25 protein-coding genes are annotated in these 24440 nt (G+C 43.5%); 11 read left to right on the forward strand and 14 right to left on the reverse strand.

Annotation, left to right across the window (positions count from 1 at the left end; genetic code table 11):
- Positions 1 to 61 (reverse strand): helix-turn-helix domain-containing protein (locus tag QUB44_RS31270; RefSeq protein ID WP_445299914.1); only part of this gene is annotated, 61 nt, incomplete at its 3' end.
- A gap of 117 nt (positions 62 to 178) precedes the next feature.
- Here QUB44_RS31270 and QUB44_RS25040 point away from each other — a divergent pair.
- Positions 179 to 610 (forward strand): VOC family protein, encoded by a 432-nt coding sequence (locus tag QUB44_RS25040; RefSeq protein WP_333371740.1) that lies wholly within the window; start codon positions 179 to 181, stop codon positions 608 to 610.
- Between the two features lie 126 nt (positions 611 to 736).
- Here the strand turns inward: QUB44_RS25040 and QUB44_RS25045 are convergent, their stop codons facing one another.
- On the reverse strand, positions 737 to 1348 hold the full coding sequence (locus QUB44_RS25045) for an alpha/beta fold hydrolase (RefSeq protein WP_333371742.1): 612 nt from the start codon (positions 1346 to 1348) through the stop codon (positions 737 to 739).
- Between the two features lie 2 nt (positions 1349 to 1350).
- Entirely contained in the window at positions 1351 to 1968 is a 618-nt protein-coding gene (locus tag QUB44_RS25050; protein WP_333371744.1) for a triacylglycerol lipase, read from the reverse strand.
- A gap of 317 nt (positions 1969 to 2285) precedes the next feature.
- On the opposite strand from QUB44_RS25050, the gene QUB44_RS25055 reads away from it, so the two are divergent.
- Positions 2286 to 2765 carry a hypothetical protein gene (locus QUB44_RS25055; RefSeq protein WP_333371746.1) on the forward strand — a complete coding sequence of 160 codons (480 nt, stop codon included), beginning with the start codon at positions 2286 to 2288 and terminating at the stop codon, positions 2763 to 2765.
- Positions 2766 to 2869: 104 nt separating this feature from the next.
- Here the strand turns inward: QUB44_RS25055 and QUB44_RS25060 are convergent, their stop codons facing one another.
- The gene (locus tag QUB44_RS25060) at positions 2870 to 4027 is read right to left on the reverse strand and encodes a tetratricopeptide repeat protein (RefSeq protein ID WP_333371748.1); all 1158 of its coding nucleotides are present in this window, start codon (positions 4025 to 4027) and stop codon (positions 2870 to 2872) included.
- A gap of 138 nt (positions 4028 to 4165) precedes the next feature.
- Between QUB44_RS25060 and QUB44_RS25065 the strand changes: the two genes are divergently transcribed.
- Both QUB44_RS25065 and QUB44_RS25070 read left to right on the forward strand, forming a co-directional pair.
- Positions 4166 to 4459 carry a DUF4258 domain-containing protein gene (locus tag QUB44_RS25065; RefSeq protein ID WP_333371795.1) on the forward strand — a complete coding sequence of 98 codons (294 nt, stop codon included), beginning with the start codon at positions 4166 to 4168 and terminating at the stop codon, positions 4457 to 4459.
- Positions 4449 to 4613 (forward strand): YgiT-type zinc finger protein, encoded by a 165-nt coding sequence (locus tag QUB44_RS25070; protein ID WP_333371750.1) that lies wholly within the window; start codon positions 4449 to 4451, stop codon positions 4611 to 4613. Before QUB44_RS25065 ends, QUB44_RS25070 begins: the two co-directional genes overlap by 11 nt.
- A 77-nt stretch (positions 4614 to 4690) precedes the next feature.
- On the opposite strand, the gene QUB44_RS25075 is transcribed toward QUB44_RS25070, so the two are convergent.
- From QUB44_RS25075 to sir, 5 genes are all read right to left on the reverse strand, one after another.
- A complete protein-coding gene (locus tag QUB44_RS25075) occupies positions 4691 to 5428 on the reverse strand; it encodes a hypothetical protein (RefSeq protein ID WP_333371753.1) in 738 nt (245 codons plus the stop codon).
- A 53-nt stretch (positions 5429 to 5481) separates the two neighbouring features.
- Positions 5482 to 6060 (reverse strand): hypothetical protein, encoded by a 579-nt coding sequence (locus QUB44_RS25080; RefSeq protein ID WP_333371755.1) that lies wholly within the window; start codon positions 6058 to 6060, stop codon positions 5482 to 5484.
- A 17-nt stretch (positions 6061 to 6077) separates the two neighbouring features.
- Positions 6078 to 6503: a lysozyme inhibitor LprI family protein gene (locus tag QUB44_RS25085; protein WP_333371757.1), complete on the reverse strand. Its 426-nt coding sequence runs from the start codon at positions 6501 to 6503 to the stop codon at positions 6078 to 6080.
- Between the two features lie 463 nt (positions 6504 to 6966).
- On the reverse strand, positions 6967 to 7779 hold the full coding sequence (locus QUB44_RS25090) for an RsmE family RNA methyltransferase (protein WP_333371759.1): 813 nt from the start codon (positions 7777 to 7779) through the stop codon (positions 6967 to 6969).
- A gap of 261 nt (positions 7780 to 8040) precedes the next feature.
- Entirely contained in the window at positions 8041 to 10029 is a 1989-nt protein-coding gene (gene sir, locus QUB44_RS25095) for a sulfite reductase, ferredoxin dependent (RefSeq protein ID WP_333371762.1), read from the reverse strand.
- A gap of 298 nt (positions 10030 to 10327) precedes the next feature.
- On the opposite strand from sir, the gene QUB44_RS25100 reads away from it, so the two are divergent.
- Positions 10328 to 10576: a chlororespiratory reduction protein 7 gene (locus QUB44_RS25100; protein WP_333158082.1), complete on the forward strand. Its 249-nt coding sequence runs from the start codon at positions 10328 to 10330 to the stop codon at positions 10574 to 10576.
- Between the two features lie 230 nt (positions 10577 to 10806).
- Here the strand turns inward: QUB44_RS25100 and QUB44_RS25105 are convergent, their stop codons facing one another.
- Together QUB44_RS25105 and QUB44_RS25110 are read right to left on the reverse strand one after the other, a co-directional pair.
- A complete protein-coding gene (locus tag QUB44_RS25105; protein WP_333158084.1) occupies positions 10807 to 11187 on the reverse strand; it encodes a hypothetical protein in 381 nt (126 codons plus the stop codon).
- A 118-nt stretch (positions 11188 to 11305) separates the two neighbouring features.
- Positions 11306 to 12484, reverse strand: a complete 1179-nt coding sequence (locus QUB44_RS25110) for a glycosyltransferase family 4 protein (protein WP_333158086.1) — start codon at positions 12482 to 12484, stop codon at positions 11306 to 11308.
- 762 nt (positions 12485 to 13246) lie between these two features.
- Here QUB44_RS25110 and QUB44_RS25115 point away from each other — a divergent pair.
- The gene (locus tag QUB44_RS25115) at positions 13247 to 13375 is read left to right on the forward strand and encodes a hypothetical protein (RefSeq protein ID WP_333371764.1); all 129 of its coding nucleotides are present in this window, start codon (positions 13247 to 13249) and stop codon (positions 13373 to 13375) included.
- Between the two features lie 463 nt (positions 13376 to 13838).
- Here the strand turns inward: QUB44_RS25115 and QUB44_RS25120 are convergent, their stop codons facing one another.
- Complete coding sequence (locus QUB44_RS25120) at positions 13839 to 16112, reverse strand: DEAD/DEAH box helicase family protein (RefSeq protein ID WP_333371766.1); 2274 nt, start codon at positions 16110 to 16112, stop codon at positions 13839 to 13841.
- Between the two features lie 401 nt (positions 16113 to 16513).
- Here QUB44_RS25120 and QUB44_RS25125 point away from each other — a divergent pair, with 401 nt between their 5' ends.
- Entirely contained in the window at positions 16514 to 17158 is a 645-nt protein-coding gene (locus tag QUB44_RS25125) for an iron uptake porin (RefSeq protein ID WP_333371768.1), read from the forward strand.
- Positions 17159 to 17526: 368 nt separating this feature from the next.
- Positions 17527 to 18807, forward strand: coding sequence for a serine--tRNA ligase (serS, locus tag QUB44_RS25130; protein WP_333371770.1), 1281 nt, complete (start codon positions 17527 to 17529; stop codon positions 18805 to 18807).
- 181 nt (positions 18808 to 18988) lie between these two features.
- Here the strand turns inward: serS and QUB44_RS25135 are convergent, their stop codons facing one another.
- Complete coding sequence (locus QUB44_RS25135) at positions 18989 to 20005, reverse strand: hypothetical protein (protein ID WP_333371772.1); 1017 nt, start codon at positions 20003 to 20005, stop codon at positions 18989 to 18991.
- Positions 20006 to 20251: 246 nt separating this feature from the next.
- On the opposite strand from QUB44_RS25135, the gene QUB44_RS25140 reads away from it, so the two are divergent.
- Positions 20252 to 22120: a 3-oxoacyl-[acyl-carrier-protein] synthase III C-terminal domain-containing protein gene (locus tag QUB44_RS25140; protein WP_333371774.1), complete on the forward strand. Its 1869-nt coding sequence runs from the start codon at positions 20252 to 20254 to the stop codon at positions 22118 to 22120.
- On the forward strand, positions 22120 to 23046 hold the full coding sequence (locus QUB44_RS25145) for a DUF6999 family protein (RefSeq protein ID WP_333371776.1): 927 nt from the start codon (positions 22120 to 22122) through the stop codon (positions 23044 to 23046). Before QUB44_RS25140 ends, QUB44_RS25145 begins: the two co-directional genes overlap by 1 nt.
- 112 nt (positions 23047 to 23158) lie before the next feature.
- On the opposite strand, the gene QUB44_RS25150 is transcribed toward QUB44_RS25145, so the two are convergent.
- A complete protein-coding gene (locus QUB44_RS25150; protein ID WP_333371779.1) occupies positions 23159 to 23296 on the reverse strand; it encodes a hypothetical protein in 138 nt (45 codons plus the stop codon).
- A gap of 317 nt (positions 23297 to 23613) precedes the next feature.
- Here QUB44_RS25150 and msrA point away from each other — a divergent pair, with 317 nt between their 5' ends.
- Positions 23614 to 24267: a peptide-methionine (S)-S-oxide reductase MsrA gene (gene msrA, locus QUB44_RS25155; RefSeq protein ID WP_333082965.1), complete on the forward strand. Its 654-nt coding sequence runs from the start codon at positions 23614 to 23616 to the stop codon at positions 24265 to 24267.
- Positions 24268 to 24440: the final 173 nt, after the last annotated feature.

Consider the following 24440-nt stretch of genomic DNA (forward strand, 5'->3'; position numbering starts at 1 on the left):
GCAACAAATTTTCCTGTTCCGGCGTTGGGTATAATCGATAGCTGAAGGCTTTTAGTGTCATGCTTACTTTAAATGTGCTCTTTTACATAGTAGCACCTCTTATGTAAGATGGTACGTCTTAACAGAAATCTATGTAAAGCCGTCCTACAAGGACGGGGTTTCAGACCAATTTTTTTTGATGAGTCAAGTCTTATTTCATCTTGCCTTCCCTGTGACCGATATTGCCCAAACCAAAACGTTCTACGTAGACGGGCTCGGCTGCGAACTAGGCCGCGAATCGCCGAATTCTGCGATTATGGGTCTGTGCGGCCATCAAATTGTCGCCCACGTCAGCCGCGAAGCTTTGACGCCTCAGCGAGGCATCTATCCCCGGCATTTTGGGTTAATTTTTACTTCCGAAGCTGACTGGGAAGGATTGCTCGAAAAAGCCCAGCAAAACAAGTTAAATTTCTATCAAGAACCGAGACGGCGATTTGTCGGTTTGCCTACAGAACACCGTACTTTCTTCTTAGAAGATCCTTTCCACAATATACTGGAATTCAAGTATTACTGCGAAGCCGAAGCAATTTTTGGTCGCAGCGAATACGCTGAAGTTGGCGACGCAGTTTGATATCTAGTCCGGTAGCGATTTGCCGTGTTCGTGGGGGCGGGTTTACAAGATTTTTGGTTTTAGGCAATTATTGTAGGTGAAACCCGCCCTACAAAATTTGACCTTATACAAGAATGAATCAAACGGTTAATCATGAACTTTCAATGGTTCTGACAGTGCTTCAGCGACCGCTTTTAAACTGCTGGAATGCCTCGCCATCATGGCATGGGCAAATACGGACAATTTTACTTCTTTGGCAGCGGATATTTGGGAACTAGAAGCAGGTACAATGATGAAATCCCAATCTGTCCAAATCGAAGTAAAATTGAGCTTTTCCAACAAGGCAGCATCTCGATTTAAATCTTCCAGAAAAGCACTGCCAGGACGCATTTGGATGCAGCCTTTTCCCCAGAGAGTGTAAGCCATCCAAGTACCGGTGTGAGGAGAAGATATGGCAATAAAGCGCTGCACTCGGTTAATGCCACCTAACCTTTGCAGGTAGTAGCGAGTTACTAAACCGCCCATGCTCAATCCTACTATATCTAGATGCTGTTCGGGCGCAAAGGTTTTGTCTATATAATCGTCTATCTGTTGGGCTAATTCGTCTATGCTGGCGTTGCCCCAATGGGGCGAGAGATTGAGGGTGTAGACTGACCATCCCAGTTGGCTGAGGTAGGCAGACATTTTGTGAAAAATTCCCGATTTTCTGAAGATTCCGTGAATTAGCAAGACTGGGTTTCGGCTGAAATTGCTATTCATTTTTAAGTGGAAATTTTATTTTCTATAGGTGCTTTGAGTTCTTCAACTAATGCGTTAATACTTAGGGTTTCTGTCACCATTTGGCGGTGCAGCAAAACGTTGACTTTAACTTCTTTACCTACTGGCATTTGGGAGCTGTTTGACGGTACAATCATTATGTCAAATGGCGTCCACATTGATGTAAAGTTTATGCGCTTGAGCATGGTCACATCTTGATTCAAATCGCGCAGCAACCCACTATCAGGGCGCATATCCAGGTATCCAGGTAGGCGTAGGGAATAAGCGGTGAGGGTGCCGTGGTGGGGGGAAGATAGGGTGATGAAACGCTGTACGCGGTTGATTCCTCCGAGTCGCTGGACGTAGTAGCGGCTGACGATGCCGCCCATGCTGTAGCCTACTATGTCTAAAGGCTGTTCTGGATCGAAGGTTTCAGAGATGTAGTCTGCGAGTTGCTTGGCCAGTAAGTCGAGCCCGAGGCTGCCGTCGTTGGGGGTGAGGTTGAGGCTGTGGACTGACCATCCAAGTTGGCTGAGGCGGGCGGACATTGTGTTGAAAATAATCTTTGTGTCCCAGATGCCGTGTATGAGGATGACGGGATTGCGATCGAGCGAACTGTTCATTTGAAAATAAAATTGCTTGGTGATTAAAGCATAAATCACTCCCCTAGGGAGTGTGACCCTTACTAGGACAGCTAGCGAATCGGATCGAGGTACGATCGACAATTAGTGGGAATCGCTAACAAATTCTGAGATACTTGTAAATAAGTGCAAAGGCGTGCAAGTATTTATACCTAAAATTGCCTTTGATGAGGCAGCTTAAATACAGCAAAATGTAAATTTTGATTAAGAAATGTAGACAAAAGTTGCCTTACCTCGTAATCTAACTTTGTTGACAAGCTTGTACAAATTTCTCTAAAAGAACAAAAGGAGTAAGTCTAATGTTTGGTTTTATCAAAAATTTCTTCGGCGGTATTTTCGGCTTTTTCGGCAGACTGTTGGGCTTGAAAAAGTCTGAATATTTCCTAGATTTGGGCGAATCGGGAGCGAAGGAACCAGCAAAAGTTGCGCCTGCGAAAGCTGAACCTGTTGCGATCGCACCAGCAAAAGTTGAGCCTGCTAAGTCTGAGAAGTCTGAGAAGTCTGAGAAGTCTGAGAAGTCTGAACCTGCTAAGAAGGCTAAGGTAGAGAAAAAGTCGAAGAAAGAAAACGAACCAGTCGCTAGCGTTCCTGCTAATACTCCCGAACCTGTGAAGGTAGCAGCAGCGGCAGCAACTAACGGCAAAGTGCCGAGTCAAGCTGAACCGAATCGGACTTTTGCTCCTAATAATTTAATGCCGACACCAACTGGAAGTCGTCGGAGTCCTGGCCCCAGCATGAACAATTTCCGGGAAATGGCCCGTCAGGTGAAAACCAAGTAGGCAATAGGGAATTGATAATAGGGAATTGGGCATTAGATAATCCCAAATGCTGGCGTTAAAAAAATAAAAATGGCATTACTCATTTTTAATTTTAACTCTTTGTTCTATTCCCTATTTTCTGGGTTTCTGAGGAAGGCTAATCCGCTGTATAGCTGGAAAGCTGAGTCCCAAGGAGTTTCAGATTTGCGCTCGACTTCTATATGAGATTCTATCTTGCTCAACATATTAGTGTAATCGAGCACTGTCTCGGCAAAGGGCGTAAATTCTGACCAAACTGTAACGTCAAGCTGGTGATCGAATATTTCCAGTAAGTGATTCCAGTTAATTCGGGTGGTACTTTGAGGAATTTGTTGAGAGTTTTTGACTCTCGATGTTTTGTTTTTCTGGTTCGGTAAATTGGGGAGCTCGGCTGAAGCTTTGGTGAAGTCAACTCCTTGTTGAAATTCGTAACTTTGGTCGCAAATTCGCAGAATGCAGTTTCTGCTTGGAATGTGTAAGTCACAGATTTGAGCGTAATCTTGCCTGATTTCTCTGTGGCGAAATTGCTCCTTTCTTCGGTTGGGGGAGTAGTCCATGACTTCGATGAACATCGGCAACAAGCCTTGTACTCTTTGGGTAACTTCTGACCAGCTAAATTCGATCGCACCGAGTCTATCGAGTTTATCTTTGCAAACAACGGCTGGGGAAGAGAGAGACTGGAAGTGCTGGACTCGGAAGATTTGGATTTTTTGAATATCGCTTAGGGTTGCCCAAAATACGGGAATGCCGGCGTTGAGGAGTTCTTGACCATAAATTCGGAGTTCGGCGATGGGGCCAGTTTTGTAGAGTCTCCAGCCGCGGCTTTGGATTTGCATCCGCGTTGTGTAGGCGTCGATTTTAAATATTCTGCTGATATGTTGAATGGCTGCGGCTTTGTTTTCGGGACTCACGGGTTCGAGGATGAGGAGTCCGGGTTCGAGGTTGCTGGGGTCGTTTTTGGCGGTTTCTATGGCTTGTTGGCGGAGGTTTTGTTGTGCGGTTTCAATCCGTTGAATAGCTTGCCGGGTCTGGGAGACGATTTTGGCGTTGGTGATGTCGCGGAGTATTTGTTTATAGGTTGTTTGGGCTTTTTCGAGGTTGTTGGTGAGTTCGTAGTAGCGGGCGATATAGTATTGCACCCACGGATTTTCGGGGGATTCTTTTTGTAGTTGTTTGATGAGTTGGGCAGCTTGTTTGTAGTCTTTACCCTCTAGGGCGACGGCTATTTGGTTGATGTTTGTCATTGCGATTGCGGGAATGGCGTTGTTTCTATATTGGCTGATGTTTGGGTGGTTTCGCCACTGGTTAACAATTTTTGCTGTTGTGTTAACTTATAGATACGATCTAAAACTATAATAATCATTGAAAAAATACGTGTCAAAATTGTCAAAAATGATTTTGAGCTTTCACAACACGCAGTAAACCAAAGCATAATTCGCCGTATCAGGGTACAAGAACTCCGGGAAGCAATAATGGCTGGTGAAGTTATCGAAGAGTATCCAGATGACAAATATGGCCCAAGCTGTTTGATTTTCGGTTTGACCACTGCCAATAGACCTTTGCACGTTCAGTATAGTTATCCATCTCGTCCTTTGGTAAAAATCATTACTTTATACGAACCATATCCGAAAAATTGGATTGATTTTAAGTTAAAGATAAATCAAAATGAACAATGATATTTGGCAAGAAACAATGGTGGAAGAAAAAGTAAGTTATACCCTTGAAATCAAGGGTAAGTTTATTATCATTGAAAATCTTCCTGCTAAAGTGTGTGTGGAAACGGGAGAGCGTTTTTTTTACCTGAAACTGTTCCACAGTTTCAGAAGATGATTTGGGAAGAGAGAAAGCCGACTAGGGTGATTGAAACACCTGTTTTTGAATTTGCTTAGGGGTTGGTTTAAATTGAGTTAAAGCTGATTGGAATTAACACTTAATGTGTAAGTACCTTTGCTTGTGCGATCGCCTCCTTTAACAATTATTTTATAAGTGCCGTTACTAGGCAATTTTACGATGAGTTGAGACTCTCGGAGATTCTGGGAGTTGCCTGGTGTTTGGGCAATCTTTTTGCCGCTTGTGTCGAACAGTGTTATGTTGTGGTCGAATGCTCTGCTTTTGAGGTCGATCGTAATAGATTGACCTGCCCGTCCTTGAAAGGTGTGTTCGCTGGGGCCGCGGTCTTTGAGGGTTCCCCGCTGCTGTAGGATCGAAAGGGAGGTGAGTTTTGGTCGATCGACATTGCTCAAATCTAAGCCATAATTTGTCACTGGCGTCTCAAAACCATTTCCTTCTCTGACTGCGATGATAAAGGCAGTTTTGTTGTTGGGGTCGCGCACTATTTTATCAATAAAGTTGGCTGCGATTTTTTGTTCATTTAAAGGTTTGGGTTGGTTAAAATTTGGTTTTGATATGCACAGAAGCACGCCTCCGTCTTGATAGCGGGCGGTGTAAAACCAGTAGTTTTGACCGTTAGCTGTAAAATCCGATCTGTAAAACAGAGTAAATCTTTCTATTTGTGGTAGTTCCTGGTTGAGGTGGCAGTTTTTATCTATGTATCTTGGGCTGGGCTGAGCGAAAACTGCTGGGATGCTGGTAGCTAGGATTGCTATGATGTTGATTGTCAAGCTAAAAAGCGATCGCCCTTTCATGATTTCCCCTCTCTATTGTAACTACAATCTCCAACAAAAAATTACTCGCCGTATTAAGAACAGCCTTCTATATACTCAACTTCAGGAAGTTTCCCCGATCTAAATCTTGTTACCCGATTACTGCTTGTCTCAAAAACGATACGGTAGTTTTTGTCAGCCGCATCTTTAGGCACAAAAGTTAAATATTTACCATTTTGAGGTGGGGCGCCAACATAATGATGTGGAGTTATTTTAATTTGCCCTGGATACAGCTTAATAATTTGCTCTTGAATATTCCCAATTTTAGCTCCTTTGAGGGTAGTGATACGCTCGTTGTCAATATCTACTCTGGCAATACGACCCTTTGCTACCATAAAGGAAATTCCTTTTGGTACTCCTTGTGGATGAACGTAGGAACACAGATCATCGTCAAAACTACCACTGCGACTTGGTATAATTAATTTAATTCGAGCAGAGCGTGAGGCTTCATCAACGGTCATTCCAACTCGGATCGGTCCTATGCCATTTATTGCTAGTTTCGATCGCTCTGTGAGTTGCGCTTGAGCGTTGACTGATGTTACCCACACCAAAACAATAACGATCATGCCAATTAATAACGTAAAAAACTTGGTTAAATTGTTGAGATTTTGCATAAAAAACTCTGCCTCCTTTATCTCGGTTTTAAATACTTTTCCAGTTCGCCTGTCCGCTGTTTAGTCATGCGTTCCAAACATTCATTAAGAAAACCTCTATAACCTGTACCGCCTCGATTCTGGTAAACTTCAAACTCACAGTTTTTGTCCCGCAACTTAATCCATTCTTGCTGTGCTTCAGAAAGTATCGATCGCTCTTCACTGCTCAATTTTGAAGTCAGTTGTTTGTAAACCTCATTCAGCCGTCGATCCGCCGCTTCGTAATTTAACCGGAGACATCTCTGAATCTCTATATTATTTGAACCTGGGCAATTAGACTGTTGTTGAGCTATCCGATCAGGTTTCACTTCGATCGCCTGTTTTAACTCTGCCAATACTGGCGAAGAGCTAGAGCCACAAATAACTAAGCTCACCGCTATATTAAAAATCGATCGCCCTTTCATGTTCTTTCCTCTCCTGTGCCGCAATCATCACCCAGAAGCCTAGATCTTTCTTCATGCTCAACCTGATATTTTTATGCAAAATACCAATTTTTGTCACAAAATTTTACATAAAACAGCCAAGCGGGATCTGAGCCGATCGTGAGGACGATCGCAATTAATCTGTTGAGCAATCGAGAGCGAGGAGATTGTCCAAAAACTGATGTTGTACCTAAAATTGTTAAAAGCCCGATCGAGCTTTCCTCAAATCTATTTTCATTAACCTCAACCCACCTATCTGATGAATTTACTTAACACAACACAAAATTTATTTGATTGATTTAAAGATTTTTTTTATATTTATTGAATTAGATTCGCCCTGTTTATAGGAAACAAAACCAGCACTACTTACTTCTGTGATAGTTAGTCATTTACCTTTTAGCTGCGATCGCCAAACCAAGCAAGTCTCCTGAATATTTTGGAAATATTATGACTTCTCAAACACCGCGCCAATTAACGATAAAGCCACAATCGGTGCTGTCACCGCTCTCAGAATTCTACTCCCCAAAGATACAGCTTCAAAACCAAATTCGCTCGCCCTTTCCACCTCACCCTCAGTCCATCCACCCTCCGGCCCAACAGCAATCACAATCGCTAATTCCTCCCGTTCTTGCTCCCCCCTTATTAAGGGGGGCTGGGGGGGATCGAATTCTTGCCCCCCCCTTATTAAGGGGGGCTGGGGGGGATCGAAACTACCAATCAAACAATCCCACAAATGCCGATTGTCCCCGCGAGCCACACAAATAAATCGATATTTTTGACCGCAATCTTTGATAGCAATATCAAACGAAACAGGCTCTAAAATCGTCGGCACAATTTGACGTTCCGACTGTTCCGCTGCCTCCGCAGCAATTCTCCTCCACCGATCGACTTTTTGAGCACTTGGTTTGAGCAAAGTTCGATCGCTCGTTACCGGCACAATACTTGCCACACCCAACTCCGTCGCCTGTCTCACAACCTCGTCAAAGCCGTTTCCCTTGGGCAATGCCGCCATCAAAGTTACTTCCACGGGTAGCTCCCTGTCCACAGCAATCTCCTCTGCTATCGAGGCAAATAACCCGGTTTCCCGCATTTCTAGGACGGCAGACCACCAATGTCCTCGGCCGTCCATTGCAATAAATTGATCGCCCGCTTGCAAACGTAGCACTCGATTTAAATAATGCTGTTGTTCCCTAGTTAAATCGATTTGGCGATCGCAAATTTGAGTGGCAGTAACTGCTAATCTTTGTAATTGAGGCATTGAATTTGGGATTGTTCGTTTTCTATTAGATAGATTTTTTATTTAACAGCAGAGAACGCAAAGAACGCAGAGGAATAGAGAATGAGAGGAGATAGGCAGGCGGGTTTCAAAAGTTCAAAAAACAATAAAGGCAAAGCATCTACAACCGGAATTATTTTACAAATTCAAGTTTTTTTCTGCAAATGCTCTGCCTTTATATTACTTTTGCCAGAAGTCTATTGAATACAATCGAAAATCACAAAGCGAAAATCGAAAATCGGCTTATGCTTCCTCCTTAATCTTCTTTAAATAAGTGGAAATGGCTTCTGTAGCTAGCTGCGTGATTGGCTTGCCCTGACGGGCTGCTTCTTCCTTGAGCTCGTTGTAAATTTCATCGCGGACGCTAATTCGACGGCGGACTTTGCCACCGCCAGCAGTGGCAGTCTCATTTGCATCGTCGTTACTAGACGTAACATCTAATTCATTAATCTCAGTTGTCATCGAGTCAGCAGATTGGTAGTTGGTTACAAATTGACGGATAGATTCTAACCCGACGCGATCGCAAAAATTGCCAAAACTCTCGCTCAGTTGCCGTTTTTGCTTGAAATAAACAAAAATCGGCTCCAGAAAAGCTTCAAAATCCTTGACGTGCAGCTTTTCCTCAATTGGTTTTGCCAGCCGCGTTTGGTCGGGAGAACCGCCCAGCCAAATCTGGTAGGATTCCGGGGAACTCCCGACAAACCCCAATTCTGCCATATAAGGACGGGCGCATCCATTTGGGCAACCAGTCATCCGCACCACAAAATGCTCGTCTTGCAAGCCAACTTTGGCCAAAAGCGCCCGAATCCGCTCTAAAATGCTCGGCATCACGCGCTCAGATTCGGTAATCGCTAACCCGCAAGTCGGCATTGCTGGACACGCCATCCCATAGCGAACTAAGGGGTCGATCGCAGTTTCCCGCTGAATGCCACATCGATCGAGTATTCCCTGAATTTCCTCTTTGATATCCGGCGAAATATCGTAAATCAGCACGTTTTGGTGCGGCGTCGCCAGTATCGGCAAGTTGTACTTCTGCACAATTTCCCGCAAAGCAGTTTTTAGCTGAAATGAACCTTCATCCTTGATCCGGCCATTGTCCACGGAAATGCCGACAAATAGCTTGCCGTCTCCTTGTTCATTCCAGCCCAAGAAATCCAAATACTTCCACTCAGGCAGCGGTTTAAAGGCTTCTAGGGGCTTGCCAAAATATTCGGCTACTTTTTCGCGGAACCACTGTACACCTTTGTCGTTGATCAGGTACTTCAGCCGCGCGTGCCGTCTGTCTGTGCGATCGCCAAAATCTCTTTGGGTTGCTACAATTGCCTTGACCAAATCGTAAACATCATCCTTGGCAACATAGCAAATCTCATCCGCAACCCGCGCAAAAGTCTCTTCTTTATTGTGAGTGCGGCCCAAACCGCCGCCAGCAAACACGTCAAAACCTTGCAACTCGCCAGCTTCATTGGTAATTACCACCAAGCTCAAATCCTGAGAGTACAAGTCAATTGAATTGTCTCCCGGCACCGTAACGGAACACTTGAACTTGCGCGGCATATAATGGCTGCCGTAAATCGGTTCTTCTTTGTCGCTAAAGATTGTGCCGTTGCCGTTTTTCTGTCTCGCGGCCTTCACTGCGGGGTCTTCCTCGGCCGAAACAGCTTTTTCGCCGTCCAACCAAATTTCGTAATAAGCACCGGTTTGCGGTGTCAGCAAATCGGCGACATTGTTGGCGTATTGCAGCGCATACTTGTATTCTGGGCGATTTTTGTACGGTGCTGGAGGCGCCATGACGTTGCGGTTCAAGTCGCCGCAAGCTCCCAAGGTTGACCCCATATTTTTAATAATTGAGGAAAACACTGCTTTAAGATTTTTTTTCAACACGCCGTGAAGTTGGAAACCTTGGCGCGTTGTGACGCGGAGCGTGTGGTTGCCGTATTCTTCAGATAGCTTGTCTAAAGCTAGGTATAATTGCGGCGGAGTAAACCCGCCGGGATTGCGGGTGCGGAGCATGAACTGATAATCTTTTTCTTGTCCTTTAACTCGATTGTCGCGATTGTCTTGCTGGTACGAGCCGTGAAATTTGAGAATCTGAAGCCCCTCTTCGGTGAAGTGGGTAGTTTCTTGTAACAGTTCAGTCGCAACGGGTTCTCGTAAATAGTTGCTGCGTTCTTTCAGACCTTCTGATTTAGAGGGCTTGCGCGCAACAGGGGTTGAAGTGGAAGATGTGATCATGGGAATGTATAGTGCCAGTTATAATTAGATACAGCCGATCGAATATTTCTTGACAATTTGACACTTGACAAATTTGTACTTGACAAATCTCCTCAGAAATGCTGTGTCGGATCTGTTGACAACTCGGTTAACAAGTAAGTTAACAAGTAAGTTAATAACGGTAATCCGCTAGGAATTCTGATGTTGTTCAATTGTAACACGATCGAGCCGGGGCTGAAAAATTGTAATTAAGAGTTTATACTTTGGTTCGCTTAAGTGTACGAAACTTTAGAAATAATTAACCTCAACCTTTGAAACTATGTCACTGTATGACGAAGACACCTTTGTGGTGTTAGAAACAAACCAGTCAGAGCAGTTTTTGACGGCGGCGGAACTGTTAGAAAAGCTGAAAGCCGTGTTAGCCGAGGAACATGAAGATTTGCCGCAGGATGTGCATAAAATATCTGGCGTGGAAGCTCAAGCTAAGTATTTAATTGATACTTATTGTGAATTAGATGTCGGGCAAGGAAAATATTTGCAGTGGTATGCAGTGCGTCTAGAAAAGTAATTTTGGGCATCGGGCATCGCGCATCGCGCATGGGGCATCGGGCCTGGGGAATTGGTTATTAGAACCAACAAGTAACAAAAAGTAATTTTGGGCATCGGGCATCGGGCATGGAGAATTGGTTATTAGAACCAACAAGTAACAAATAACAAATAACAACAAACAAATAATAACCAACAACTAACTCATGCCCTATGCCCTATGCCCCATCCCCAATTCCCAATTCCCAATTGTTAATCTTCTAACTGTTGAACCGATGATACTTCTACTGCGGTAACATCGATCGTACCGGGCGGTGTCAAGCGACTAAAATGACCTTCCTCTATTTTCAGAGGTTCGCCGCAGTTGGCACACTGAAACTGAGTTTGATTTAAAGCTGTAAATTCGTATTGGCAAACTGGACAACTGTCCTCAATTAAATTGCGTTTCAGCCACCACTGAAGCGCGAAAAATGCGACCACAGGCGTCAGCAACAAAAAAGCTACTAAAATCAACACTGATTTAACTATCCAACCCAAACCAATAGACACCAACAAATACGCGATGCCCAGCAGTATCAACCAATTGCTAATACGGGGTAGCTTGAAAGATATTTTGGGTGTGCCTTGGTTCACGGTGGTCTCCTTGGGTGTCTTTGCACGTAGGCATAACTCTATCCTACTCAGAAAATCACGCAGTTGTTCGAGTTAATTTTCCCATCATACACGGAGAAACCGCTCTCTACGTTATAAGTTAATCAGAGTGAGAGGGTTGAAAAATTCCTTGCAAGGATTGACAAAGGGATTCAAAACTAAATCTTGCGAGGGTTTGTTCCCTCAACCAATGGCGATCGCACCTTTTATCCTCCCCTCGCAGCATTTCCACACAAGCAACCGCTACTGCTGCCGAATCTCGGTGAGGAACTCGCCATCCCAGTTTACCATCTTGCAGCGGATCGGCTGACCCGTCCGCGTCCCCCGCCAGCACGGGTAATCCGCAAGCCAGCGCTTCCAAATAAACTATACCGAACCCTTCCTGGGAGGGCATTACATAAGCATCGGCCAACTGGTAATGTGCTGCTAAATTTTCTGTCGCTACAAAACCCGCAAATATTACTCTTTCGGTAACTCCCAAATCATCAGCGAGTTTGGCTAATCTCGATCGATCGTCTCCTCTGCCAATAACTAAGTATTTCACATTCGGAAAAGTTTTGGCTATTTGCGGCAAAGCTTGGATTGTGACATCGACGCCTTTGTAAATATCCGTCGATCGCAATCTGGCTACAGTCATCAATATTTTATCACCAACCAGATTGTACTGCTCTAATAAATCCTGTGGCTTGGGCCCAGTCGTAAATATATTTTCATCTACCGTACAAGGCACTATTTTGAATTTTTCGGGATTTAATTGGTTAATTTCGCAAGTGCGTGAAGCGAAGCTATCCCGTAGGGAATCGCGCGTGTACCTGCTAATAGTCCAAATACTATCAGCTTGACTCATTGCTGTTTGATATTTAGGCGGAAGCGGTTCCCACACTTCCTTGCCGTAAGTTAAAATTGTATAGGGAATTCCCAAGGGTTGGCACAAAATTTGAATTAGCGGTGCGAGTTTGATGTGGCCGCAAAAAACCCGCAGCGGTCGTTTTTGCAGCAAGCGAGTTAGTAATAGTGTAGCAAACTTAAGACGACCCAAGCCGGGATTCTCGGTTTTGAGGTAATAAAATTTCAGATTTTTTGACTCGTAAGGATTGTTGCAGTCTTCGGAATCTCGCAACAACAAAACTTCAGCTTGCGGCGGCGAGTTCGTGTTTCCGGTTATTGACACGTAAGCTTTGATAATGTCTTTAACGTAGGATTGAATGCCGCCTTCGCTGGCAAATATTTCTAGGAAACAGAATAGGTAATTTGTCGATCGCATCTCAGATTTACCCATTGACAGCGCAGACAATTATTGCAGTATAGTGACTTGGCCAAAAAGGGCGATCGCCATTATCCAGAGCTTTTAAACCATGTCACGATCACTGTAATTGCAGGTTTTACAGGCAAATATTTGACTTGCCTACTCTCACCGTTGGTTTTGAGCGACGATCGGCTTTTTTACTAGGGCTTTTTAATTAGCTGCATCGGTGAGTGCGATACTTTTTTTGCAGTTTACTATACTCTACCGTAATTGACTGTAAACTTAATGATTTTTTACAATATCCTACCCCAAGCAAAATTTAAGATTTATTGAGTTGGTGCGGTGCATCCGACCCGACTGCGGAGCAGCAGATCGGTACCGATCAAGGATCTCGCATTTTTAGTCTTTGCTAAAAGTATTGTCTCTCCAAAGATAGATATAGAGCCACTATTTAATTGTTATCATCAGCAACATAGAGAGTTAAATTTAATATGACTCGACCAGGTTTTAAAAGCAATTTCTGAAACATTTTGTCGAAAATATTCTCCTAAAAATTTGTCACGTATTGAGAAAATAATGCTCATAAAGCATTAAAAAAAATTAATATCGTTGATTATTTTGGCACCGAGGAGATAGTTTAAATATTCATATCTTTTCGGTTAACAAAAGTAGTCTGGCGAGCCGATTGAGAAAGTTTTACGACAATAAAATAAACACTATCTCGTACAATCATGTACAAAGAAAAGCCGCTCACCTAAAACATTAGGTATTCGAGCTTAAACCTAATAAAAGCTAATGTTAGGTTGGCAACGTCATATTTACGATCGACTCTCTCCAAATGAGCCTTCATTGGAGTTTGAGGTGAAACGAGTAACGATCGCACTCAGTCTTTTGGCGTTGCTGATTTACGGTATGAAAAGCTAAATAGGACCCTCCTATAAACCAGTATCCACAAAGCTTTTGGATTTTAAAGGGATTTTTTTTCATACCCTGATTAAGCAACGCCCAGAAGCGCAACTATCAGCAAGCCATCATAGATCGTGAAAATGCGATCTGCGAACCACTTTGGCAAGCAGGAAATGTCGATGACTTGACCGTTAAAGTTTGCTATAGACGATCGCTATTTCACTCATCAGCAAATATTCTCAACTGATTTGATGTGTTTTAGAGGGCGATCGCCAATAAACTCTCCGAACTCAACAACGAAGTCTACTATATTCGCTTGCCTAATCTCGAACTGAAATAGATAATCTTAATGGACTTATCGATTCGGCATAACGGTTCGTTTGAGCGCCTGCAAGTAACCTTGAACTCAGTACCCATATCTTTCAGCAGTCTGCTCCAAGCGAATTGTTATACTGCGGATTCGTTCAAGCTTTGCGACTCACTACCTTTTTAGATTCTCCAACCGAGTTTTTTCTGCGTGTGCTTTGGGCGACAACACTTGGAGATTTTCCAATCTAGTTAAGCCACCTTCTGACATTGGTATAATGTGGTCAATTTGAAAATCTCTTCGCATCTGGCTCTTAAACCCACTAGAGGCACAGAGGATGAATCCTTTCCCGTCAGTATACTTGGCAAAGACAGCATCCTTAATATCCCGATACTCTGCTGGATCACGCTCTCGGATTTCCACAAGTGAAAGGCTTTCTAATGGAACTGTATCAGGAATTACAATGGTCGGGGTAACTGTTAGATCGGGGTAAACTCCAAGTAGCTTATTGATTTCGATATCTACCTGTTTCTTGAAATAAAGGTAATTATATCCAAATAAAACCTGCCAAAAGGATTTACTGTCATTCCATAGCGATGTAAGATATTCAGTCACCTGCCTAAGTGTTAAATCATTCTCGTAGATATGTCTTGCCACAATTGACAAATCACACTTTCTACGCTCACTAAAAGCGATGAACTCTGGCTCCATCTCCTTTTGAGCATAGAAGCGTAAAATATTTTTAACATCATCATCTCTGTATCCAAGCAGGAAAGGATAGTCTGGGAAGTAGAGGTTCTTCGTTAGTTGCAGTAAATATTCCAGCTCCTCGTCAGTCAAGACTTCTCTATTTTGGATATTTACACTCTTAAATACAGCATCTAGGTCATTAACAAAACTATCATAGGCTTCCTCAGTGCCGTTATATAAAAGTACATCATAGTTTCTAGACACTGGTTCAGCAGACTCAGAAGATTCAAGAATAGAAAAGCGATAAATTCCAACAGGAACCCGCCTCAGAAAATCTAGTTTTTCTAAAGCAGTAGTGTCGATGGAATCATCCATCATACGGGCAAACTCTTCTATCTTTTCAATTGAGATAAGTCGAGCAATTCTCTTCATTGTCTCGATATCTCTATCAACAAACTCAGCGCCATCAATATCAGTCAATTTTTCAGGATTAACCCAGTTAATCTTATCTTCCCAATTATCGATGAAGCTTACAACATAGGCTTTTTCTGTACCTCCTGCTTTCTGTCCGCGCAAAGCCCTACCAATCATTTGGGTCATTAAAAGTGTAGAAGTAGTTGGGCGTGTCAGAAAAACTGTTTGAACATTAGGCAAATCAGTTCCTTCGGTCAACATTTCTACGTTTATGAGAACTTCGATTTTTCCTGCCCTGAAGCGCTTGATTTTTTCTGAATTTTCTTTTACAGAAATTGTAGCTCCAGTGCCTTCGTCTATGATTTTTGATGCCACGAAGTCAGATTTTATTCCTCGTTTTTTAAATAATCCGTTTAATGCGATCGCGTGTTGGATGTCAACTGCGAAAACCAGAAGGGGCTTATACTTTTCTCGGTTCTCAACATAGTGATCGACAATCCGTTTATTGCGGATACTCGACATCGCAATTTTTTCGGCAACCTTCTTAGGTAATTTGTCGAAGTCCTCAATTGATCTAATATCTCTGTCTGTTAATTCTTTATAGAAATCTAGCTCTGTCTCTAAGTTCTCGAAAACTGGTTCTGCAAGAATTCCTCTTGTAATGAGCGTCCTCAAGTGTTCTGAAAATATAATGTCATCGGGAAAAACTTTTTTAAGCAAACCTTGCTCACTTTTATCTGTTCTGAATGGAGTTGCTGTCAACCCTAACATTCTGAAACCATCTGCTTTTTTTCTATCTTTAAAGTTTTGCTTAATGCTGTCAATTAATTTTCGATAAGTCTTTGCTGTTGCATGATGGGCTTCATCCACTACTAAAAGTATCTCATTAGAATGATTAACCCAATTATCTGTGAGGTAATTCAGCCCACTGTTTAAACTATCTTTGCTGGCAATGATAATATCATCAGTCGGTTGGATGTTAACAGGGCGATCGTGATTGTTGGTATCACCAGAAATCACGCGATATCTGAATCTTTCAGTATCACTCAGTAATGATGGGTAGGCACTAAACTTTAAAGTTTCAAACGCTTGATTAAGTAGCTCATGTCTATGAGCAATCCACAGAACTTTTTTTCGCTTATCGATAAAATTGCGTAGTAACCAATGAACGGCTGTTAACGTTTTTCCACCACCCGTAGGCAAAACCAACAAACCCTCAAAAGGAGACTTGTTTTTCTGATCCAGTGCCTTAATTGCCTCATTTTGATGGGCGTAAAGTTCTCTAGGATTTTTGCCTTTATTAACTTGGATTTGACCTGATTTTTCAACTTGAATAGTTTGCATAGTAATGGAAAACTGAAGATAACTTTAAATTTGTGGCTTGTCCGACTGCTGCTCTATCGATAACTCCAAAGTAGGTAAACTCTGGATAATGACAGATAAGCTTTCGGCTGCACCTCCACCGACAAAACAAGCAGTATAGCTATGTATTATCACGCAACTGAGGTTTAATTCCTATTTTAATGTAACATAACCGCAGCTTTTATTAAAAGGTCAATGCGATCGCCTCAACAATCATCTTTATCAACCTGATACTCCTGGGATTGAAATACTTAGCCCTGTTCAAATTCAGGTCTTATCAGCTAGATTCCCAAAGCGAACGGCTATTTTAACAGTTGCTTGGGCAATAATTGAATCGGTTGCTTATCTTGGGGGCTATCTTGAGCATCGTCGTAAATCTCCGATTGGGATTCAAGTCCTCTGGCGAGGCTGGTCCAATTTACATGATCTTTGCCAAGGTTGGCTCAAGGCTAAAAATCATACTTAACGGGAAAAGTAAGATTGGCGTAGCGTATTCTCGTACCTTTGCACCAAGCGGTAAAGCCGACCTCACAGGCGGTACGGGCAGTTTTCTGGCTGCGCGACCTTTTGGGGACAATATTGCTACATCCAGCGATTCTGTAGGCGTACAAGGATTCTACCGCCTTGCTCCCCGGTTGCAAGTTCACGGTTGGGGCGTTTATACTCGCGCCAATGCAGAAAATTCTGGTGTTAGTAGCGTTTCGGATGGTAGAGGTGGCGTGGTTTTGCTAAATGTTGACGGTGACGATCGCGCCGATATTGTGTATGCAGCGATCGGGATCAGTTTCCCAGATGTTGGAGGTCAAGGCAACCTACCGGGGATTTTAGTGGGTTTGCCAGCTCGCGTGACGAGCAGTAATGTGCGCCGCGAGCGAGATACTTCCTATCACATTGAAGCGTTCTATCGCTTTCAGGTCAACGACAACATTTCTATCACCCCTGCTGCTTGGGTCGTTGTTAATCCTGAGAATGACAGCCGCAACGACACTCAATGGGTTTGGTTGCTTCGCACGGGCTTTAACTTTTAACCGGACAGATATTTTAGTAACCTAGTCCTGGACGCAAAAACCCAGTTTCTTGACGTAATTGCCTCATTTGAGACGATAATCGCGAGAAACTGGGTTTTTTAGACTAATAGTGCATCCAGGGCTTCAATTCCATGCCAGACAACAAAAAACCCCTACCATCGCTGGCTGGGGTAGAAAATTATCAGGGTGCATCTACTAATATTTGCAACTATAACATACATTTGTGGGGTGTCACCCTTCATGGGTGACACCCAACTAAGATTTTCAGTCAGAATAAATTATGATTCAATCTGCCAATGATTAACAAAGCTTTTATATCATCTCGTTCTGTCCCAGCCGATCTAAAATTTAAGATTTAGAATAAATCTGTGCTAGACCTCAAATTAATCCGAGAAAATCCGCAAGCCGTGCAAGAAAGCCTCAACCTGCGCGGAGGTAACTATGAAATCGAGCCGATTTTGCAATTAGACAAACAGCAGCGGGAGTTGGAAGGCAAGCGATCGCAACTACAAGCCCGCAGCAACGAAATTGCCAAACTCATCGGTCAAAAAAGAAAATCGGGTTTACCCCTCGAATCTCCCGAAATTCAGGAACTGCAGGCAGAAGGCAACGCAGTCGGCACCGAGTCGAACGAACTGCAAGCACAGGAAAAAGACCTAAAAGCTCAAATAGAAGCTTTATTGCTGCCGCTGCCAAACTTGCCGAATCCGTCAACGCCGATCGGCAAAAATGAAGAGGAAAACGTCGAAATCCGGCGCTGGGGAGACGAATACATTCCCCAAAATCCCGGTATTTTACCGCACTGGGAAATCGGCGAAAAGTTAGGAATTATCAACTTTGAACGGGCAGTAAAAATAGCTCAGCCCCGCTTTGTGAGCTTAATGGGAGCCGGGGCAGCCCTGGAAAGAGCGATAATTCAATTTATGCTCGATCGCCACACAAAAGCAGGTTATGTAGAAGTTATTCCCCCATTTTTAGTTAACACTGAATCCCTGACTGCTACGGGTCAATTACCCAAATTTGCTGAAGAAAGTTTCAAGTGCGACCAAGATGATTTATGGTTAATTCCTACTTCCGAAGTTCCGGTGGTCAATTTGTACAGAGGTGAAATTTTGGCAGCAGAACAGTTGCCAGTTTATCACTGTTCTTATACTCCTTGTTTTCGCCGGGAAGCTGGCAGTTACGGCAAAGATACGAGGGGATTAATTCGATTGCACCAATTTAATAAAGTTGAATTGGTGAAACTCGTGCATCCGAGTACCTCGGAAGCAGAACACGAAAAATTAGTGCAGGATGCTGAGGGAGTTTTACAGGCGCTGAAATTGCCTTATCGGGCGATCGCACTATGTACCGGTGACTTAGGTTTCGCGGCAGCCAAAACCTACGATTTAGAGGTGTGGCTGCCATCTGCGGGCAAATACCGCGAGATTTCCAGTTGTTCCAACGTCGCAGATTTTCAGGCGCGGCGGGCAAATATTCGCTTTAAAGAAGCTGGTAAAAAAGGCACTCAATTCGTTCACGCGCTGAACGGTTCGGGTTTAGCTGTGGGCCGCACAATGGCGGCAATTTTGGAGAATTACCAGCAGCCAGACGGAACTATAAAAGTGCCGGAAGCCTTACAACCCTATTTGGGACGGGAAGTTTTATAAACAAGATGATTCGGCGATTAACTGGTTGATGTACAGAGGCTCTGCCTCGCTTGCTTGGGAAAATTGGAGGCAGAGCCTGTGGATCTCCGTTACCAGGCTCTGCCTGGTAACGAGAAACGAGTAAAACTCTTGTGGTGTAGGCATCCTGCCTGCCCTTGGCTGGCTATTTACCAGATATCTATTACAGTTTGAGCAATGCTTCCTTAATGTCCAGGGCTAAAAATCTATCCAATGCTAGATACATCCAATAAACAGATAACTGACTATCACTGCTAGTCTTCTGAAATCCCAAAGCCAGGCACAGTTTTTCGTACATGGGGTGAATCATTAGCGTGTACAAGTCGCAAAGATTGGGAAAATCTGTTTGCATTTCGCCTAAAACTTTTTGTGTGTCTTCGAGAAAAGCAATGCGGTATTCTGACAAATACTCTGGCTCGATTATCCAACTGCGGACAAATACTGACTGGCAATTTAGATCTCCTGGTAGCGCCATCTTGAAAGGATCGATATCGGAAATAGAACTTAAATGAAGCCCTTTACTAGCAGCATTAAAAAAATTAACTTCAGATTCGCTAGCGGTGGGATAAAATAAGTAAAATCCGACTGGATTGAGATTATCTGAGCGGCGCAAAACTCGCATTCCCTTGGAGTATTGACTGGCAAAAAGCCGGAGGATTTTAGCAATTTTGTGGGGAACGGCGTTAGTGTTTCGGTTCATCCAGTTGTAATTGGTGGCTAATAAATTGGCAACGGGAATCGCGTCGCACCGAGGGTTGAAATCATCTAATTGGAGTTGTACAGGCTTTTGAGGTTCGGCGGCCTCTAAAATTTCTGAAATTGGTTGAATTTGAATTGCCGTAGCGTTACCATCAAAGTGTTTTGCGATTAATCCGAGTGCTGCTAATTTATCTAACATCATTCCGGCGGCGCGATCGCTCCCGCGATCGGAATCGGAGTAAAATAGTTCGGCGGCTTCCCGGTGAGTGCACTGCACTTCTGTTGCTGGCACTTCCAGTTTTGCCAGCGGTGGTTTGAGACGGGGCTGATTTTCCTGAAGCTGTTTAACCAATAAATAAATCCACAGCCTGATAAAGCATTCAGCCCTAGTGCGAGTTACGCCGACTCGTTTCATCAACAGCGACACAGCCGTGCGTCGTTGAGATTGAGCATACCAAACATTTATTTCTTCAAAATCCATTGTAGTTGCCAAGCAGTGAAGGAACTCTACTTACATATTGGCTCAATTACCATAAACTTCACCCTGCTTCAGGTTACTTGTTGCCGCTGTTGCTCAACTTGCCTAATTTCCGGCGACTCTACAAGATAGCGGCTTGCTCCTTGCAAGTTCACTGCTTCACAAACCACAATCAATTTTAGATATTTTCTGGCTTGATTTAACAAACCAACGAACCCGAGTAAATTAGCAACTTTAGAGGTTTACGCCATGTACAGTGCTTATATCAATCGGATGGGAAAATTTTTGCCGGGAGAACCGATTAATAATGATGAGATGGAAGAATATCTCGGCAAAATTGCCTCGCGCCCTTCGAGAGTCAGGCAGCGAATTCTCAACAGCAACGGGATTCAACAGCGCTACTACGCGATCGACAAACAGCAGCAAACACTATATTCTAACAGCCAAATGGCAGCGTTTGCCGTCCGTGACGCGATTTCTCAGTCAAATCTGGAACCAGGGGCGATCGACTTACTGGCCTGCGCTACCACTTTACCAGACTTATTAGTACCGGGATTTGCCAGCACAGTACACGGGGAACTTTCCGAATTGTCTCCCCTAGAAATAGTGTCAACTCAAGGAGTTTGCTGTGCCGGAGTTAGTGCTTTAAATTACGCCGCCTCTCAAATCGAACTCGGCAAAAAACAAACCGCCATTGCTGTCGCTTCCGAATTTCCCTCGCGCCTGTTCAAAAACACCAAATTTGAAGCAAAGACTTCAGTGCAAGCGGGAAAACCCCTGCCTTTCGATACAGAATTTCTCCGTTGGATGCTCTCCGACGGTGCGGGAGCATTGTTGCTCCAAAACCATCCCAGCGCGACAGGAATTAGTTTAAAAATAGAATGGATTGAACTCGTTTCTCACGCCAATGCTTATCCTGTTTGTATGTATTCAGGATTAGCCAACGAAACATCGACTAAAAGCTGGTTGGATTATTCCTCCTACCTCGATGCAGCCACAGCGGGAGCTTTTGACTTGCGGCAAAATATTCGCTTGCTGGACAATGTAATGAAATTAGGCGTTGAAGGTTGGCTGCGGTTGATTAAAGCCGGGAGAGTTTGTCCGCAGGAAATCGACTGGCTGCTGTGCCATTATTCGTCTCACTTTTTCCGGGGGCAAATTGTAGAACTTCTGGAACAAGCAGGCTGCATGATTCCTGAAGAAAAATGGTTTACCAACTTATACACACGGGGAAATACAGGTTGTGCGTCGATTTATTTGATGTTAGAAGAATTGTTCAATTCTGGCAAGTTGCAGCCTGGACAGAAAATCTTTTGTTTCGTGCCAGAAAGCAGCCGCTTTACAACGGCATACATCATGTTAACTGCTGTGGAAAATACCACTACACCTATGACTTCTCAAATTTCTAACTTTCATGAGGTTCCCGAAGCTTCGCCTCTCGAAAGCGTTAAACCCGAACACCCCAACTCTCCGCAAGCTTATTTGTTGCGGGAGTTAGCATGGATTTGGCTGAAGTTCGATCGCGAAATTCGTTCCGTTCCTATTGTCCGCAAATTGTACCGAGGAGAGTTTACAATAGAAGATTATCAAGCTTTGCTGTGCAATCTCCGGCCGCAAGTTGTAGAGGGAGCTCGCTGGATTGCTCGCGCTGCTTCTAACATGATTGACTTTCGCCTGCGATCGACTTTTATCGGCCATGCTCAAGACGAACACCGCGACTATCAAATGCTAGAACAAAATTATGTTTCTGTGGGCGGTGAATTGGCAAAAATTGTGGAATATGATAAGAATATTGGCAGCGAAGCACTATCAGCTTTTATCTTCCACCAAGCATCGCGGGAAAATCCGGTTGATTTAATTGGCAGTATGTTTATTATCGAAGGATTGGGAAATCAGTTGGCGGGAAAGTGGGCAAAACAAATTCAAGAAACTCTCGGTTTACAAGATGAACAAGTATCGTTTTTAGCGTACCATGGAGCTAATGACGAGTCGCATTTAGCCAAACTGGAAAATTTGATTAATGCCGAATGGATGACAGATGATATTGCCCGCCGCATTGTCAAAACCGCTCGCGTCACTGCTCGTTTATATTTGCTGCAATTGGAGGAAATTCGCTAATGCAAAAGCTGCAAAAACAAGATACCGAAAATCTCCCAGATGAGCGAAAAATCCCTTACGCTACCAAACCCTACAACCGCCGAGATCCGAATGTTTGGGATGTGCTGTTTTGCGATCGAGCTATTCCCGTCGATTTAGTCGCAAAAGCATACATGATGCGGGATTTGCGAAACTGGACTCGCAATTATTTACTCATTCCCATCAAAGTAATTGCTAACTTGTTGCTGGCGGTAATTATGACAACAAAGCGCCTGTTGCCATTTCAATTTCGCGCTTACACTTTAATGCACAAATCGGCTGCATTTTTCCTAAATAACTTTGTCTCGCCAGAAGCTTGTTATTTAATTGTCCGACACATCTGCATCGGCTCCAACATTATCAACTTCTTGATAGACAACGGCCCCGACACCCAGATAGAAAAGTCAAAGCTTTATCCGCGCACTGTTAGCGATTTAGCTGACAATGCGTTTCTAGAACACGACTTAATTCTCTATAACTTTGTCTGGGATTACAACCAGTCAATGCTGACAAATCCTAACTGGTTGCAAGTCGTCAAAAAACGGGGAATAAATTATGATAGCATTCAACCAGTAGAAGTTGCCATAGATTTTGAAAAACGCAGATGGCTAAACATTCTGGATTTAGAATCGGCGATCGAATTGTTTAAAGTATTTTATTCTCTGTGTTTGACTAGCGACGAATTTGCGCGAGCTGTTATGTCGCTTCAGTTAGATGAAAACTTTGGAGTGTACGTCAGCGAGATTACCGGAAATTGCGACTGGAATCATGTAATTGTTAACCGCCATCCGCTAGCGCCCAACAGTCCATTTAATGCGGCACGCGACTTGTTTTTGCACGGGATAATTTCGGAATATCTCTATCGGTATTTGGAACTGCAAAAAGAGATGAGAAATGTTTCAAAGTAAGGTGCTTAGGTAAGCACCTTACGAATATAAGTAGCGCGTCCAATAACTTTTTGCGTAAGTCCTGAAGTTTGAAAGAATGGTTAATTTTTAGGTCAAGAATTAATATGAGAACTCAAGCTGCTGCTAGCTGTGCTTCTTCTGCTGCTTGGGGCAAAGTCTGATTTACCACAATCCACTTGCCTGTAATTGGGTCGCGGTAAGTAATAAACGGATTAGATTTTAAAGGTTGACTGCAAGGTTTAGCTGCCATTTCTACACGCTCCCAATAAATGGTATTGAATAACTACTACAACACCATACCTTTAATAATCGGCTGTTTTGCCTAAAATCAGCGTGATTTATACCTCAGCAATATGTGATATTTTAGGTATGCTTTGGTGACATAGAACACTACCTAATGTGATTTAAAACTGCGTTGGCAGTGAGCAGTATCACCAAAAACCTTCCGTAAAAAAAATCTGCCTTCTGGTTTTTACATTCTACCTTTAAGAGGGTCACTATTTTCAGTATACATCTGATATTATTAAGTAAGGTAAAGACGTTTATCAGAGATCCTCTCACAAACTTATGGTGCTATTTGGATTTGGCAAAAAGTCGAGCCTGCCCTCTCCCCAAGAGGCATTACCGGGACGGGCAGAGTCGATGTCGGTACCGGCAACTCACTTTGTTAACGGCAATCCGCTCAAACCTCCCTTTCCAAACGGCATGGAGACTGCGTTGTTTGGCCTGGGCTGTTTTTGGGGAGCGGAACGCAAATTTTGGCAACAAAATGGAGTTTTTTCGACGGCTGTTGGCTACGCAGCCGGGATTACTCCGAATCCTACTTACAACGAAGTTTGCAGCGGGATGACGGGACATAATGAAGTAGTTCTGGTTGTGTTCGATCCCAAAGTAATTAGTTACGAAACGCTGCTCAAAGTTTTTTGGGAAAGTCACAATCCTACTCAAGGAATGCGTCAGGGCAATGATTCTGGTACTCAGTATCGATCGGGCATTTACACGTATTCAGCTACGCAAATGCAGTTAGCTGAAGCTTCGCGAGATGCTTACCAGCAGGCTTTGACTGCGGCCGGTTACGGCAAGATTACTACTGAAATTATTGATGCTCCTGAGTTTTATTACGCAGAAAGCTATCATCAGCAGTATCTTGCTAAAAACCCGAATGGTTATTGCGGTTTGGGTGGTACTAAGGTTTGTTTGCCTGCTATGTCTCAGGCTTAAAACTTGACACAGCTTAGGGATAGGGACACATAGTTCAGGACAAAGCATTGTTGTGTCTTTAAAACATAGATCAGGACACAACAATGTTGTCTCCCTACAAAATATCTGGTGGGGCGGGCTTCTAGCCCGCCATAAAAAGCCGAATATGTTAGTAGTTTTAAAACAGGTAATAA

The organism is Microcoleus sp. AT3-D2 (assembly GCF_036705715.1).
Classification (GTDB): Bacteria; Cyanobacteriota; Cyanobacteriia; order Cyanobacteriales; family Microcoleaceae; genus Microcoleus.

Coding starts and splice junctions, on each gene's coding strand:
- QUB44_RS25070 (WP_333371750.1), top strand. CDS start 4,449: ATGAACAATGATATTTGGCAAGAAACAATGGTGGAAGAAAAAGTAAGT.
- QUB44_RS25120 (WP_333371766.1), bottom strand. CDS start 16,112: ATGCAAACTATTCAAGTTGAAAAATCAGGTCAAATCCAAGTTAATAAA.
- QUB44_RS25045 (WP_333371742.1), bottom strand. CDS start 1,348: ATGAATAGCAATTTCAGCCGAAACCCAGTCTTGCTAATTCACGGAATC.
- sir (WP_333371762.1), bottom strand. CDS start 10,029: ATGATCACATCTTCCACTTCAACCCCTGTTGCGCGCAAGCCCTCTAAA.
- QUB44_RS25150 (WP_333371779.1), bottom strand. CDS start 23,296: ATGGCAGCTAAACCTTGCAGTCAACCTTTAAAATCTAATCCGTTTATT.
- QUB44_RS25140 (WP_333371774.1), top strand. CDS start 20,252: ATGTACAGTGCTTATATCAATCGGATGGGAAAATTTTTGCCGGGAGAA.
- QUB44_RS25060 (WP_333371748.1), bottom strand. CDS start 4,027: ATGACAAACATCAACCAAATAGCCGTCGCCCTAGAGGGTAAAGACTAC.
- QUB44_RS25100 (WP_333158082.1), top strand. CDS start 10,328: ATGTCACTGTATGACGAAGACACCTTTGTGGTGTTAGAAACAAACCAG.
- QUB44_RS25055 (WP_333371746.1), top strand. CDS start 2,286: ATGTTTGGTTTTATCAAAAATTTCTTCGGCGGTATTTTCGGCTTTTTC.
- QUB44_RS25135 (WP_333371772.1), bottom strand. CDS start 20,005: ATGGATTTTGAAGAAATAAATGTTTGGTATGCTCAATCTCAACGACGC.
- QUB44_RS25050 (WP_333371744.1), bottom strand. CDS start 1,968: ATGAACAGTTCGCTCGATCGCAATCCCGTCATCCTCATACACGGCATC.
- QUB44_RS25080 (WP_333371755.1), bottom strand. CDS start 6,060: ATGCAAAATCTCAACAATTTAACCAAGTTTTTTACGTTATTAATTGGC.
- QUB44_RS25075 (WP_333371753.1), bottom strand. CDS start 5,428: ATGAAAGGGCGATCGCTTTTTAGCTTGACAATCAACATCATAGCAATC.
- QUB44_RS25090 (WP_333371759.1), bottom strand. CDS start 7,779: ATGCCTCAATTACAAAGATTAGCAGTTACTGCCACTCAAATTTGCGAT.
- QUB44_RS25145 (WP_333371776.1), top strand. CDS start 22,120: ATGCAAAAGCTGCAAAAACAAGATACCGAAAATCTCCCAGATGAGCGA.
- QUB44_RS25085 (WP_333371757.1), bottom strand. CDS start 6,503: ATGAAAGGGCGATCGATTTTTAATATAGCGGTGAGCTTAGTTATTTGT.
- QUB44_RS25115 (WP_333371764.1), top strand. CDS start 13,247: ATGTTAGGTTGGCAACGTCATATTTACGATCGACTCTCTCCAAATGAG.
- QUB44_RS25040 (WP_333371740.1), top strand. CDS start 179: ATGAGTCAAGTCTTATTTCATCTTGCCTTCCCTGTGACCGATATTGCC.
- QUB44_RS25110 (WP_333158086.1), bottom strand. CDS start 12,484: ATGGGTAAATCTGAGATGCGATCGACAAATTACCTATTCTGTTTCCTA.
- msrA (WP_333082965.1), top strand. CDS start 23,614: ATGGTGCTATTTGGATTTGGCAAAAAGTCGAGCCTGCCCTCTCCCCAA.